Below are 14,746 nucleotides of genomic sequence, written 5' to 3' on the forward strand. Positions count from 1 at the left end.
CCGGCCTTACGCCGATGCGGCAGGCTTGCCGGTGCGGGTCGCGGCGCCCTGCGGCGGGCGCATCAGCGCGATGGCGATCAGCGCCAGCCCGACAAGGATCATCGGCATCGTCAGCCACTGACCCATCGAGAATCCGGTCCGCACCGCGAAATCGGCCAGCTGCTGGTCAGGCTCGCGGAAATACTCGACGATGAAGCGCGAAAGGCCATAGCCCAGCGTGAAAATGCCCACCAGCAGCCCGGTCCGCCAGCGCGCCCGTGTCAGCCAGAACAGGCACAGCAGCACCGCGCCCAGCACCAGCCCTTCCAGCGCCGCCTCGTACAGCTGGCTGGGGTGGCGCGCGACCGGTCCGCCCATGGGGAAGACCATCGCCCACGGCACATCCGGCCCCGCCGCGCGGCCCCACAACTCGCCGTTCACGAAATTCGCCAGCCGCCCGAAGAACAGACCGAAGGGCACGTTGACCGCGATATAATCGGCCACGCGGATGAAATTGAGCTTGCCGCGAAACGACACCCACGCGATCGCCAGCACGGTGCCGATCAGGCCGCCATGAAAGCTCATCCCCCCGTTCCACACCGATAGCAGGGCCATCGGGTCGGACCACAGCGAAGGCTCGTAAAAAGTGGCATAGCCCAGCCGCCCGCCAAAGATGATGCCGATGGTGCACCAGAAGAACAGATCCTCCGCATGGCGCTGTGCCAGCGGCGCGCCGGGCGACTTGATCATGCGCGTCAGGTGCCAGTATCCCAGCGCGATGCCCGCCAGATAGGCCAGCGAATACCAGCGCAGCGTAAAGAAGCCGAGGTCGATACCGGGCCTGAGGCCGAGGTTCTCCCAATAGATCGGCGCATTCGCCGCCGCGGCGGCCAGTTCGAGCGACACTCGCAATTCTCCTGTCGGATGGCGGGCGGCCTGTCGAATGGTTCGTCGCCGCCCGCACAGCGCGCGCTCTTTGGCACAGGGCGCTGCCCTATGAAAGAGACGCTTTTCCGGGCGGCGCAATTCACGGGCACATCACCGGCGCCCCGATTGGAAAGCAATTGGAAAAACCGGTAGGGCAGCCCCATATGACAGGGACGGATCGCCCGACCCCATCCCCAACCCACACGGATTTGCATGAGTCAGCCCCGCATACCCAATCAGCGCGCCATCATCGACAGGCGCAAGGTCTCCGCCGCCGTTGACGCGGCGGTCGAAAAGGGCGGCGGCGGCAAATCCGCGCGGCAAAAGGTCATGGCGGTGCTCAAGGATGCATTGGCCAGCGGGCGCAAGGAAATCGCCGACCGGCTGATCGCCGAGCCGTCGGCGGGCCACAAATCGGCCGCGGCGCAAAGCTTTCTGATCGACCAGCTGATCCGCGTGATCCATGACCATGTCATCACCCATGTCTATCCCGCCGCCAATCGCAGCGCGGGCGAGCGGCTGACGCTTGTCGCCGTCGGCGGATACGGCCGCGGCGAGATGGCGCCGCAATCCGATGTCGACATCGCCTTCATCACCCCGATCAAGAACACGCCGTGGTGCGAACAGGTGATCGAGGCGATGCTCTATTTCATGTGGGACCTGGGGCTGAAGGTCGGCCATTCCAGCCGCAGCCTCGACGACATGGTCAAGATGGCCAAGCAGGACCTGACGATCCGCACCGCGCTGCTGGAAGGACGCTTTCTGTGGGGCGACCAGCCGCTTTACCAGAAAGCCAGCGAACGGTTCTGGAGCGAAGTCGTCGCCGGATCGGAAAAGCAGTTCGTCGCCGAAAAGCTGGAGGAGCGCGAGGAGCGGCACAAGCGCATGGGCGATTCGCGCTATGTGGTCGAACCCAACGTCAAGGAGGGCAAGGGCGGCCTGCGCGACCTGCACACGCTCTACTGGATCGGCAAGTACATCCACAAGGTGCGCAGGGCCGCCGAACTGGTCGATGCCGGCCTGCTGACGCGCACCGAATATCGCGCGTTCCGCCGCGCGGAGAACTTCTTCTGGGCGGTGCGCTGCCATCTTCACACCATCACCGGGCGCGAGGAAGACCGCCTGACCTTCGACATGCAGCGCGAGGTGGCCGCGCGCATGAATTTCGTCGACCGCCCGGGCAAGAGCGCGGTCGAACGCTTCATGCGGTTCTATTTCCTGCAGGTGAAGCGCGTGGGCAGCCTGACCGGCGTGTTCCTCGCCCAGCTGGACGACCAGTTCGCGCGGTCCAAGAAACCCAGCCTGATGACCCGCTTCCGCGACCGGACCCGCCATGTGAACGGGTTCGAGATCTCGGGCGGGCGCATCGACGTGCCCGGCGACGATTTCTTCCAGCAGGACCCGGTGCGTCTGGTCGAGATCTTCACCCTCGCCAATGCCGAGGGGGTGGAGGTCCATCCCAATGCCATGCGCCTCGCCGACCGCGATTCGGGGCTGATCGACAACAATGTCCGCCGCGACAAGCGCGCCAATGCGCTGTTCCTCGACCTGCTGACCAGCCGCGGCAATCCCGAACTGGCGCTGCGCTGGATGAACGAGGCCAGCGTGTTCGGCCGCATCATGCCCGAATTCGGGCGCGTCGTGGCGCAGATGCAGTTCGACATGTACCACCACTACACGGTGGACGAGCACACGATCCGCGCGATCGGCGCGCTGGCCCAGATCGAATCGGGCGAAAGCGCCGAAACCCACCCGACCGCGACCGAGATCGTCGGCAAGATCAAATATCGCCGCGCGCTCTATGTCGCGGTGCTGATGCACGATATCGCCAAGGGGCGCGGCGGCGACCATTCCATACTGGGGGCCGAGGACGCGCTGAAGGTCGGCCCGCGGCTAGGGCTGGACGAGACCGAGACCGAGCTTGTCTCGTGGCTGGTGCGCCAGCACCTGCTGATGAGCGCGACCGCGTTCAAGCGCGACCTTGCCGATCCCAAGACCATCGCCGATTTCGTGGCCGAGGTGCAGTCGCTGGAACGGCTGCGGCAATTGATGGTGCTGACCGTCGTCGATATCGGCGCGGTCGGCCCCGGCGTGTGGAACAGCTGGAAGAGCCAGCTGCTGTCCGACCTGTTCCACGCCGCGGAGGAACGCATTAGGCTGGGCCACAAGAGTGTGGGCCGCGAAAAGGGCGTCGAGATCAAGAAGGCGCAGGTCGCCGAGCTGCTGGGCGAGGACAAGGATCTGATCGAAAGCGCGGGCAGCGCGATGCTGGCATCCTACTGGATCGCCGAGGCGCCCGAGGTGATCGTCCCCAACCTGCGGCAGATTCAGGCGATGGAAGGCCACCGCAACCTGTCGATCGAATGCCATTATTCGGAAAATCGCGGCGCGACGCTGGTCACCGTGATCGTCGGCGACCATCCGGGCCTGTTCAGCCGCATCGCAGGCGGCATCCATCTGGCGGGGGGCAACATCATCGACGCGCGCTTCCACACCAGCCGCAACGGCGTCGCGGTCGACAATCTGCTGGTGCAGGACCCGCTGGGCCGCCCATTCCACGAACAGCATCAGATCGACCGTCTGAAGCAGGCGATCGAGGATTCGCTGGCCCACCGGAACGAGCTGGTGCCCGAACTCGCCGCCCGTCCGCTGCCGCGCCCGCGCGCCCATGCGTTCGAGGTGAAGCCCCGCATCGAATTCGACAACGACGCCTCGAACCGCTTCACCGTGATCGAGGTCAGCGCCCGCGACCGCCCCGCCCTGCTCAACCGCCTGGCGCGCGCCTTGTTCGAGGAGCGGCTGATGATACAGTCGGCGCATGTGACGAATTATGGCGAAAGGGCGGCCGATACGTTCTATGTGACCGATCTGCTGGGCGACAAGATCCATTCGGAAAGCCGCATGAAGGCCATCGAGGCGAAACTGCTCGAGGCCGTCCGGGCGACCGAGGAAGCCGCGGCCTAGCGGACACAGTTTCGGCGAAACCCGCCGCGATCGGCACAAATTGCCGTCCGGTGAGTTAAGTCACGGTTTATAACGCCCTGCTATCGCAAGAGGCCCTTCGGCTGATCGGGCCGGATCATCGGGCGCTTGCTGGCAACGGGGACGGTCCCGCGGGGATCGTATCAGGTGAGGTGGAATGGTAATTTCTGGTTTGGCGGCGGCGATCGCCCTTGGCGGCGCCGGCGTTGCCGACGATACGGGTCGCGCGCATGTTTTTCATGGTGAAACGGCATCCCGCACCGCGCTGGCGGCGGCAACCCCGCTGCCCGCCGAATTGCTGCGCGTGCTCGACAGCAAGCAGGTCGACAATGTCATGCGCCTGCCGCTGGTGCAGGACGTTCAGGGCGCCGCGCCCGCCCAGCCGGGCGAACAGGCCCCCGCCGATGCGGCGACACCCCCCGCCGATGCGACCGAGCCCGACGTACCGCCCGCCGGTGATGCGGCTGCAGGCGGTGAAATCATCGTTTCCGGCGAAGTCGGCGCGCCCGAGGGCGATCCCGCCGAACGCGTCAACGCACTCAGCTATGAAGTCGTCGATGCGGTCGACACGGCCGTCGTAAAGCCCGTCGCCGATGCCTATAGCAGCGCCATCCCCGAACCGATCCGCGATGGTGTCGACAATTTCCTGACCAATCTGGGCGAGCCGGTCAGCGCGCTGCACTATCTGCTTCAGCTCAAGCCCGGCCGCGCGCTGGAAACGCTGGGCCGGTTTGCGATCAACACGACGCTGGGCATTGCCGGCATTTTCGATGTCGCCGCAAAGGAACCGTTCTACCTCGAACACCAGCGTAACGGGCTTGCCAATACGCTGGGCTATTACGGCGTCGGCCCCGGTCCCTATCTCTATTTGCCGCTGATCGGATCGACCACGGTGCGCGACCTGTTCGGGCGTATCGCCGACCTCTCGGTCGTCCCGACCGCGGTGGGCCAGCCGCTCAACAATCCCTATTACGCGACCGCCGCGGGCACGCTCAATTCGCTGAACGACCGCGTCGACAAGGACGCGCAGATCGCATCGGTGCGCGAGAAATGCGGCGATCCCTACGCCGCCGAACGCGACCTCTATCTGATCCAGCGCGAGGCGGAGATCGAGGCGCTGAAGGGCAATGCGAACCCCGACCTCGGCGAAATCGGCGAGCGGTTGGAATTCAACTGCGACATCGCGATCAGCGAGACGCCGACCGGCATGGGCCAGCCGACCGACTTCGTGCGCGAAAGCACCACGCTGATCGACGGATCGCAGGGCGCGCAGGGCCTGTCCACGGACGAAGACGTACCGCCCGCCGAGGCCGCCCCCGAAGCGGCCCCGCCCGAATCCGTTCAGCCTGCCGAGCCAGCCGAACCCCAGCCCGCCGCGCCCCAGCCTGCCGAAACGCCCTTCGTCAGCGAACCGGTGGTGCAGCCCGTGGACGGCACCGCGGCCAATCGCCCGGTCGTGATGCCCGAAGCAAGCGAGCCGGAGCGGGTCGCAGCCTGACCGCGACGAAAGGCCGCGTCCCGGCGGCGGGTTACGCCGCCTGACGCAGCCTTTCGACCGCGCGCTCCCTGCCGATCAGCGGCAGCAATGCATTCATGTCCGGCCCGTGATCCATGCCCGTCAGCGCAAGCCGCAGCGGCAGGAACAGCGCCTTGCCCTTGCGGCCCGACGATTGCTTGAGCCTTTCGGTCAACGCCTTCCACGCGCCCTGATCCCACTGGATTGCGGCGGCGGCATCGGCTGCGTCACCGGCGAAGGCGGCATCCTCGGCCGATAGGGCGGGGGCCGCCACGGGCCCCGTCACCACCCGCCACCATTCCCGCACATCGCCCAGCCTTTCCAGATTGGGGCGGATCGTCAGCCACGCTGCCTCATCCATGCCCTGCGGCAGGCGATCGGCGACATCGGCATATTCCATCGCATGCACCAGCTGGGCATTCAGCCGCAGCAATTCCGCCTCGTCGAAACGGGCAGGCGCACGGCCGAATGTGGAGAGGTCGAAACCCTCTGCCAGCGCCGCCATGTCCGCCCGCGCTTCGACCGGCTGCGATGTGCCGATGCGCGCCAGAAGAGAGTTCACCGCCATTGGCTCGATCCCCTGCTCGCGGAATTCGGCGATGCCGGTCGAACCCAGCCGCTTCGACAGCTTGCCTTCCGCACCGACCAGCAGCGCCTCATGCGCGAAATGCGGCGGCGCGGCGCCCAGCGCGGTGAACATCTGGACCTGCACCGCCGTATTGGACACGTGATCCTCTCCGCGCAGCACGTCGGTGATGCCCATTTCAATATCGTCGACGCAGCTTGGCAGCATATACAGCCACGATCCGTCGGCGCGCCGCACCACCGGGTCGGACATGGTCGACGCGTCGAAATGCTGCGGCCCGCGAACGCCGTCTTCCCATTCGATCGCCTCGCCGTAGTCCAGCATGAAGCGCCAGTGCGGTGCGGTGCCCTCGGCGGCAAAACGCGCATGATCCGCTTCGGTCAGTTCCAGCGCCGCGCGGTCGTAGATCGGCGGCAGCTTGCGCCCCAGCAGGATCTTGCGCTTGAGATCCAGCTCCTGCCCGGTCTCGTAACAGGGATAGACGCGCCCCGCCGCCTTCAGCCGCTCGAACGCCTCGTCATAGATCGCCAGCCGCGCCGACTGCCGCGCTTCGCCGTCGGGCGTCAGGCCCAGCCAGTCGAGATCGGCGCGGATCGCCTCGACATAATCCTCCTTCGAGCGCTCGGCATCAGTGTCGTCGATGCGCAGCATGAACCGCCCGCCGCCCTTGCGGGCCAGCAGGAAATTATGCAGCGCGGTGCGGATATTGCCGACGTGAAGACGCCCGGTGGGCGAAGGAGCGAAGCGGGTTACGGTCATGCGCAGCGCTATAGGCGCTTTTGCCCGCGATTAAAGCGCCCCTATTGCGAGAACCCCCTATTGCGAAAACAGCGTCAGCGAATGACCCCCGCCCAACAATTCGATGCCGTTCTGCGGCGTGCGCGTGATCGTCTCTGCCGCATCCAGTGCAACAAAGGCCCGTTCGACGCCGACCGGCACGCCGATGGTGCACAGGGCAGGCGGCGGCCGGGGCAGGTCGTCCTGCGCGGGCGGCGGTTCGGGGGGCATCATGGTCACGGCGTCGCCATCGATCCGATAGCGCCGCAGGATCCCGGCGCAGCGCGGTTCCCACCAGATCTCGTCCGCCGTAGCCGACAGCGCGATGCCATAATCCTGATCGAACGGCTCTCCGTCGATCCCCGCCACGCGCCATTCGCCCGCCAGAGTATCGACGCGCGAACCCGAAGGCTGCGGAATGTCCTGAACTTCATCCTGCCCGGCGGGTGGCGGCGCATCGTCCTGCGCCGGACCGCAGCACGCCACCAACGCGAAAGCACAGGCGACCAACCAGCGCATCAGGCGGACCGGAAACTATGCGTGATCGGATAGCGCCGGTCGCGCCCGAAATTGCGCGCGCCCAGCTTGACGCCCGGCGCTGCCTGCCGCCGCTTGTACTCGGCAAGGTGGAGCAGTTTCTCGATCCGCGTGACCGTCGCGCGGTCGAACCCTTCGGCCACCAGCTGGTCGACGCTCTTCTCATGCTCGACCAGCCCGTGCAGCATGGCGTCCAGCACATCATAGGGCGGCAGCGAATCGGAATCCTTCTGATCGGCGCGCAATTCGGCGCTGGGCGGCTTGGCGATGATATTGGTTGGGATTACCTCTCCGCCCGGCCCCTTGCCGATCTTGGCGCGCGCGCGATTGCGCCACTTGGCCAGCTCGAACACCGTGGTCTTGTAAGCGTCCTTCAGCGGATTGTATCCGCCCGCCATGTCGCCATAGATCGTCGCATAGCCGACGCTCATCTCGCTCTTGTTGCCGGTGGTGACCAGCATGTGGCCGAACTTGTTCGACAGCGCCATCAGCGTCACGCCGCGAATACGCGACTGGATGTTCTCCTCGGTCAGGTCGACATCGCGATCCGCGAAATCGCCCTCCAGCATGGCGTCGAACCCGGATACCGCAGGCTGGATGGGAATGGTCGACAATCGGCAGCCCAGCGCCTTCGCACAGGTCTGTGCATCGTCCAGGCTTTCCTGGCTGGTAAACCGGCTGGGCAGCATCACGCACCAGACCCGGTCCGCACCCAGCGCATCGACCGCGATGGCGGCGCATAGCGCGCTGTCGATCCCGCCCGACAGGCCCAGCAGCACGCCGGGAAAACCGTTATGCTCGACATAGTCGCGCAAGGCCGTGACCATCGCGCAATAGATATCCTCGGGGTGGTCGGCCAGCCGGTGCAGCGCCCCCGGCACGCAGGACCAGCCATCGCGCCCCTTGACCCAGCGGGTCGAGATCTCGACTTCTTCCCAGTCGGGCATCTGCGCGGCCAGCGTGCCGTCGCCGTTGATGACGAAGCTTGCCCCGTCGAAGGCCAGCTCGTCCTGTCCGCCGACGCGGTTCAGATAGGCCAGCGGCAGGCCGGTATCGATCGCGCGCCGCTTGGCCACGCCGTCGATGCGCAACACGTCCTTGTCGATCTCGTACGGGCTGCCGTTGATGCAGATGAACATCTGCGCGCCCATGTCGGCCAGATGGCGGCAGACGTCGGGGTGCCAGATATCCTCGCAGATCGGCAGGCCCAGCATCGCGCCGCGGAACAGCACCGGATCGGGCATGTCGCCCGGCGTGAACAGGCGCTGCTCGTCAAAGGTGCCGTAATTGGGAAGCTCGTGCTTGAAACGCGTCGCCGTGATGCGCCCGCCGTCCAGCAGCGCCACCCCGTTGTGCAGCGCCCCGTCGCGCACGAACACGCTGCCGACCAGCATGCCCGGCCCGTCCTCGCCGGTCGCCTTGGCCAGCCGTTCCAGTTCGGCCGCGGCGCGTTCGATGAGCGCGGGTTTCAGCACTAGATCCTCGGGCGGATAGCCGATCAGGTGCATTTCGGGAAAGACGATGAGGTCGGCGCCCGCCGCCTTGGCGCGTTCGCGGGCGGCCAGCATGGCATTGGCGTTCCCGGCGATATCGCCGACACGCTGGTTATGCTGGGCGAATGTAATCGTAAGCGTATCGGCCATGCCTATCGTCTAGAAAGCCGATGGCGGGCCGACAACTGCAAAAGCAGGCGGTTTCCCCCGCCATCAAGCGGCAGGGCCCGCCCGCGCCTAGGCCGCGTCCTTCAGCCGCCGCAGCGAGGTGCGCCACGGCTCGGGCTCGCCGTCCAGCGGGCGGCCGTCGCTCAGCTCCTCGATATTGACGGGGTGCGAGATGAAATAGCCCTGCACCTCGCTGCAGCCCGCCGCGCGCAGCCATTCCAGCTGCTCCTCGCGCTCCACCCCCTCGGCCACCGTATCCATGCCCAGCGTGCCCGCCAGCGAGGTGACCGCGCGCACGATGGCCTTGCAGTCGTCGCGCGTTTCGAGATCGGTGATGAAGCACTTGTCGATCTTGATCTTGTCGAAGGGAAAGCTGCGCAGATAGTTGAGCGAGGAATAGCCCGTCCCGAAATCGTCGAGCGAGATCCGCACGCCCAGCTCGCGCAGCTTGTAAAGCAGCGCTACATTGGCCTCCGAATCCTGCATCAGCACGTTCTCGGTAATCTCCAGCTCGATGCGCGAAGGGTCGATGCCGGTATGCGCGATCGCGGTCACGACCTGCGCCATCAGGCGCGGGCTGCGCATCTGGATGGGCGAGAGATTGATGGCCACGCGCTGATTATCGGGCCAGCAGGCGGCCTGCATGATGGCGTTGCGCATGATCCATTCGCCCAGCGGCACGATCAGCCCGGTGTCCTCGGCGATGGGAATGAACTCGCCCGGCATGACGACGCCAAGCCGCGGATGCTCCCACCGCACCAGCGCCTCGAACCCGGCCACCTCGGCGGTGTCGATATTGACCAAGGGCTGGAAATGCAGCGCGAACTGCCCTTCCTTGATCGCGACGCGAAGATCGGCCTCCAGCGCCGCGCGTTCGCGTTCGCGCTCCTCCATCCACGGTTCGAATTCGGCGAAACAGGCACGGCCGCGCGCCTTGGCGGCATAGAGCGCCAGATCGGCCTGCCGCAGCAGATCGTCCGAAGCGCCCCCCGGCCCGCGATGAAACGCCACGCCCACGCTGGTCGAAATATTGAGGTTCTGTCCCTCGATCCGGAAAGGCTCGGTAATCGCGGTGACGATCCGGTCGGCCACAGCGCGCGCCTCCTCCTCGCCGCGGAACCGGGTCAGCAGCACGGCGAATTCGTCCCCGCCCAGCCGCGCGACAAGGTCGTGGTCCTTCACCTTGCTGGCGATCCGGCGCGCCGCCTCGGTCAGCAGCAGGTCGCCGCAGCTGTGGCCAAGCGTGTCGTTGACGATCTTGAAATGATCGAGGTCGAGATAGAGCAGAGCGCAGCTGTCGCCCTTTCTCTGCCGCGCAAGCTGGCCCGCCAGCGTCTCTCCGAACAGGAATCGGTTGGCAAGGCCGGTCAGCCCGTCGTGATGCGCCATATAGGCCACGCGCTGTTCGGTCTGGCGGGTCGCGGTCACGTCGCGCGCGACGCCGCGGGTGGTGCCGTCTTCGCGCGGCGAAGCCGACAGCATCCACCACCGCCCGCCCCCGGTCGCTCCGTCGGCATCGGCCAGCTGGACGGTCAGGTCGCGAAACGCCTCGCGGCGCAGCAGCCTGTGCGAGAGGTGCTCGCGCTGCGGGCCGGGCTTGAACAGGCTGACCAGCTCCTTCCCCTCCAGCTCGGCGCAGGGCATCGACGCCGCCTCGCCGAACCGGTCGCACACGCCGACAAGACAGCCCGCATGATCGACGCGCCACAGCCAGTCGGCGCTTTGCGCTTCATAATCGTGGAGGAGCAGGCCGATCGTCTCGGCGCTTTCCGAAACGGTCAGTTCGGCATGGAAGCGCGCTTCATAGGTGGCGCCATCGGCGCGAAAGCAATGAAGGATGACCGCGGCATAGAAGATCATGATCGGGACATTGGCCAGATCGCCAGGCTGATCGCGCATGTAAATGGCCGCGCAGCCGCCGATCACGAAAGCCGCGGTCAGCGAAATCCCGATCCGCGGCAGCGATCGCAGCGTGATGGCCGCAGTGGCGAGCATGCCGGTCAGCAGGATGCCGACGGTGACCCGTGCAGGATAATCCAGCGTCGGTCCGATGATCGCAAGGCCCAGTGCCCAGCACAGAGAATCGCCAAACGCCATTCTCTCCGCGCGGCGAACCTGCCGCCGGATATAGCGGAAATCGATGGTATCCGCCTCGATCCGGTGCGCATGCCTGACGCGCAGCGCATTGATCGCGCCAACCGCCAGCAGCCAGATCGCGCAAACCACGTGCCAGACCATGGTGCGACCCTGCTGGCTGATGACGCACACGATCAGGGCCGATAGGGCGGAAAGCATCGCCGCCACCGGCGCGCGCGAGGCATAATCGCCCAGACGGCGGGCAAGCAGCAATTCGTCGCGGTTCATCACCGCTGCCTGCTTCGCACCCATCGCCCTAAGCTCGCCCCCCACCAGTCCTGCCGGCATTTGCCTAGGGGTAAGAAGTTAATATCCTTGTAAAAACGTGTCCGTGGCAATCCCTGCGCAGCGGGACAGGGTTGGTCAGGAAAGATAAGAAAAGGCCCCGGACGAACGCGGCGCAAGGTCGCGTTCGGTCCGGGGCCCGTTCCTGTTACCGGCCGCTCTGCAGATGAGAGCGGGGCCGGCCTGTCGTCATTCAGGCGTTGTCGTCACCGTCCGCCGCATCGGGGTTCAGGTAATCGCCCGCATCCGCATCGGTGCCGTGGGTCTCGCCCTCGACCGCCGCCAGCGGATCGTCGCCGATCGCCGCTTCCGGGCCCTGGGCCAGTTCGGCCTCGTGCTCGGCTGCGGCGGTGTCGGCCGCGATCAGCGCTTCCTGCATCTTGCGATACTGGGCGCGCAGGGCGGCATCCCGGCTGTTGGCCGTCACGCGGACCCGGTTCATGCCCGCACCGGTACCGGCGGGGATGAGGCGGCCCACGATCACGTTTTCCTTCAGACCGATCAGCGAGTCCCGCTTTCCTTCGACCGCCGCCTGCGTCAGCACGCGAGTGGTTTCCTGGAACGAAGCGGCCGAGATGAAGCTGCGGGTCTGCAGCGACGCCTTGGTGATGCCCAGCAGGACCGGCTTGCCTTCGGCCGGTTCCTTGCCCTTGCCCAGCTTGGCGTTGTATTCCAGCATCTCTTCCAGATCGACCTGTTCGCCCGGCAGCAGCGTGGTGTCGCCGCCGTTCGTGATCTCGACCTTCTGCAGCATCTGGCGCACGATCGTCTCGATGTGCTTGTCGTTGATCTTCACGCCCTGCAGTCGGTAGACTTCCTGGATCTCGTTCACGAGATACTCGGCCAGCGCCTCGATCCCCAGAACTTCCAGAATGTCATGCGGATCGGGCGAGCCGGAGATCAGGTTGTCGCCCTTCTTGACGAAGTCGCCTTCCTGAACGTCGATCACCTTCGACTTGGGGATCAGGTACTCGACCGGATCGCCCTCTTCCGGGATGATCGCGATCTTTCGCTTGGCCTTGTAGTCGCGGACGAACTCGATCCGGCCGGACACCTTGGCGATGACCGCGTTGTCCTTGGGCTTGCGTGCCTCGAACAGCTCGGCAACGCGCGGCAGACCGCCGGTGATGTCGCGGGTCTTGGCGGCTTCACGGCTTGCACGGGCCAGAATGTCACCGGCCTGCACTTCCGCTCCGTCCTCGACCGACAGCGACGTGCCCGGGGCAAGCATATAGCGCGCCGCCTCGGTCTCGTCTCCGGCCTGACCCAGCAGGGTGATACGCGGACGCAGGTCTTCCTTCTTGGAACGGCCCGCGGCACGGTATTCGGTGACGACGCGCTGGGCGATGCCCGTGGCCTCGTCGACTTGCTCGGTCATGGTCTTGCCGTCGATGATGTCCTGATATTTCACGACACCCGACTGCTCGGTGATGATCGGCAGCGTGAACGGATCCCATTCGGCCATCCGGTCGCCCTGCTTCACCTCGGCGCCATCCTCGAACAGGATGACGGTACCGTAAGGCACGCGGTGCATCTCGCGCTCGCGCCCTTCGGCGTCGATCACCAGGATCTCGCCGCTGCGGGCCATCGACAGACGGCGGCCGCGCTTGTCGGTGATGGTCGGCATGTCGCGATAGACCAGCTTGCCGTCCGACACCGCCTCGAGGTGCGAGGTTTCGTTGAGCTGCGCCGCGCCGCCGATGTGGAACGTCCGCATCGTCAGCTGCGTGCCCGGCTCACCGATCGACTGCGCGGCGATCACGCCGACAGCCTCGCCGATGTTGACCGGCGTACCGCGAGCGAGGTCGCGGCCATAGCACTTGCCGCACACGCCCTGCTGCGCTTCGCAAACCAGCGGAGAGCGGATCTTGGCAACCTGCGTCTCGGCTTCCTCGATCGTCTTGATCGCGGATTCGTCCAGCAGCTGACCCTTGGTCGCCAGCACTTCGCCGGTCTTGGCGTGAACGATATCCTCGGCCAGCGTGCGGCCCAGAATACGCTCGCCCAGCGAGGCGATGGTCGAACCGCCCTGGATGATCGCGCGCATTTCCAGCGCCTTCTCGGTCCCGCAATCCTCTTCCACGATCACGCAGTCCTGCGACACGTCGACCAGTCGGCGGGTCAGGTAACCCGAGTTCGCGGTCTTGAGCGCGGTGTCCGCGAGGCCCTTGCGGGCGCCGTGGGTGGAGTTGAAGTATTCAAGGACGGTCAGGCCTTCCTTGAAGTTCGAGATGATCGGCGTCTCGATGATCTCGCCCGAAGGCTTGGCCATCAGGCCGCGCATGCCGGCCAGCTGCTTCATCTGCGCCGGGCTGCCACGCGCACCGGAGTGCGACATCATGTAGATCGAGTTGATCGGCTTGAGACGGCCGGTGTCCTCGTCCTTGGGCTGGGCTTTGATCTCGTCCATCATGGCGGCCGCGACCTGGTCGCCGCAACGGCTCCACGCGTCGATCGCCTTGTTGTACTTTTCCTGCCAGGTGATCAGGCCGTCCTGGTACTGCTGCTCGTATTCCGCGACCTGGTTCTTGGTCTCCTCGACCAGCGGTTCCTTGGCGTCGGGGATGATCATGTCGTCCTTGCCGAACGAGATGCCCGCACGGCACGCGTGGCGGAAGCCCAGCACCATGATGGCGTCGGCGAACAGCACCGTGTCCTTCTGGCCGGTGTGGCGATAGACCTGGTCGATGACGTCGCCGATGTCCTTCTTGGTCAGAAGGCGGTTAACAACCTCGAACGGAACCTTGTGGTTCTTGGGCAGGCATTCGCCGATCAGCATGCGGCCCGGAGTGGTCTCCACGCGCTTGAGATAGGTCTTGCCGTCCTCGTCCGACTGCGGGACGCGGGTCACGATCTTCGAGTGGAGCGTCACCGCACCCACTTCGAGAGCCTGATGCACCTCGGCCATGTCGCCCAGCATGCTGCCCTCGCCCGGCTCACCCTCGAGGTCCATCGAGAGGTAATACAGGCCCAGCACCATGTCCTGCGAAGGCACGATGATCGGCTTGCCGTTGGCGGGCGACAGGATGTTGTTGGTCGACATCATCAGCACGCGCGCTTCCAGCTGGGCTTCCAGAGAAAGCGGCACGTGGACGGCCATCTGGTCACCGTCGAAGTCGGCGTTGAAGGCCGAGCAGACCAGCGGGTGCAGCTGGATCGCCTTGCCCTCGATCAGCACGGGCTCGAACGCCTGAATGCCCAGACGGTGCAGCGTCGGCGCGCGGTTCAGCAGAACCGGGTGCTCGCGGATCACCTCGTCGAGGATGTCCCAGACTTCCTTGCGTTCCTTCTCGACCCACTTCTTCGCCTGCTTCAGGGTCATGGACAGACCCTTGGCGTCGAGGCGGGCGTAGATGAACG

8 protein-coding genes are annotated in these 14,746 nt (G+C 65.7%); 2 read left to right on the top strand and 6 right to left on the bottom strand.

The features are described 5' to 3' along the window. Positions 1-6: 6 nt before the first annotated feature. On the bottom strand, positions 7-885 hold the full coding sequence (gene lgt, locus AC4FIJ_RS09355) for a prolipoprotein diacylglyceryl transferase (RefSeq protein ID WP_490336446.1): 879 nt from the start codon (positions 883-885) through the stop codon (positions 7-9). 234 nt (positions 886-1,119) lie between these two features. Between lgt and AC4FIJ_RS09360 the strand changes: the two genes are divergently transcribed. Then, the gene (locus tag AC4FIJ_RS09360) at positions 1,120-3,870 is read left to right on the top strand and encodes a [protein-PII] uridylyltransferase (RefSeq protein ID WP_490336447.1); all 2,751 of its coding nucleotides are present in this window, start codon (positions 1,120-1,122) and stop codon (positions 3,868-3,870) included. A 175-nt stretch (positions 3,871-4,045) separates the two neighbouring features. Then, positions 4,046-5,386: an MlaA family lipoprotein gene (locus tag AC4FIJ_RS09365; protein WP_490336448.1), complete on the top strand. Its 1,341-nt coding sequence runs from the start codon at positions 4,046-4,048 to the stop codon at positions 5,384-5,386. 31 nt (positions 5,387-5,417) lie between these two features. Here the strand turns inward: AC4FIJ_RS09365 and gltX are convergent, their stop codons facing one another. The 5 genes from gltX to rpoC form a co-directional block, all read right to left on the bottom strand. Next, positions 5,418-6,749 carry a glutamate--tRNA ligase gene (gene gltX, locus AC4FIJ_RS09370; protein WP_490336449.1) on the bottom strand — a complete coding sequence of 444 codons (1,332 nt, stop codon included), beginning with the start codon at positions 6,747-6,749 and terminating at the stop codon, positions 5,418-5,420. Between the two features lie 57 nt (positions 6,750-6,806). After that, entirely contained in the window at positions 6,807-7,286 is a 480-nt protein-coding gene (locus AC4FIJ_RS09375; protein ID WP_490336450.1) for a hypothetical protein, read from the bottom strand. After that, on the bottom strand, positions 7,286-8,947 hold the full coding sequence (locus AC4FIJ_RS09380) for an NAD+ synthase (RefSeq protein WP_490336451.1): 1,662 nt from the start codon (positions 8,945-8,947) through the stop codon (positions 7,286-7,288). The genes AC4FIJ_RS09375 and AC4FIJ_RS09380 overlap by 1 nt, the downstream gene beginning before the upstream one ends. Positions 8,948-9,034: 87 nt before the next feature. Then, positions 9,035-11,353 carry a putative bifunctional diguanylate cyclase/phosphodiesterase gene (locus AC4FIJ_RS09385; protein ID WP_490336452.1) on the bottom strand — a complete coding sequence of 773 codons (2,319 nt, stop codon included), beginning with the start codon at positions 11,351-11,353 and terminating at the stop codon, positions 9,035-9,037. Between the two features lie 226 nt (positions 11,354-11,579). Next, positions 11,580-14,746: DNA-directed RNA polymerase subunit beta' (gene rpoC / locus AC4FIJ_RS09390; RefSeq protein ID WP_490336453.1), on the bottom strand; the 3,167-nt coding region annotated here is incomplete at its 5' end.

The sequence above is a fragment of the Croceicoccus sp. genome, from assembly GCF_983967925.1.

Excerpts from the sequence above, each read along its gene's own strand:
- AC4FIJ_RS09360 (WP_490336447.1), top strand. The coding sequence starts at position 1,120 with ATGAGTCAGCCCCGCATACCCAATCAGCGCGCCATCATCGACAGGCGC.
- AC4FIJ_RS09365 (WP_490336448.1), top strand. The coding sequence starts at position 4,046 with ATGGTAATTTCTGGTTTGGCGGCGGCGATCGCCCTTGGCGGCGCCGGC.
- gltX (WP_490336449.1), bottom strand. The coding sequence starts at position 6,749 with ATGACCGTAACCCGCTTCGCTCCTTCGCCCACCGGGCGTCTTCACGTC.
- AC4FIJ_RS09375 (WP_490336450.1), bottom strand. The coding sequence starts at position 7,286 with ATGCGCTGGTTGGTCGCCTGTGCTTTCGCGTTGGTGGCGTGCTGCGGT.
- AC4FIJ_RS09380 (WP_490336451.1), bottom strand. The coding sequence starts at position 8,947 with ATGGCCGATACGCTTACGATTACATTCGCCCAGCATAACCAGCGTGTC.
- AC4FIJ_RS09385 (WP_490336452.1), bottom strand. The coding sequence starts at position 11,353 with ATGGGTGCGAAGCAGGCAGCGGTGATGAACCGCGACGAATTGCTGCTT.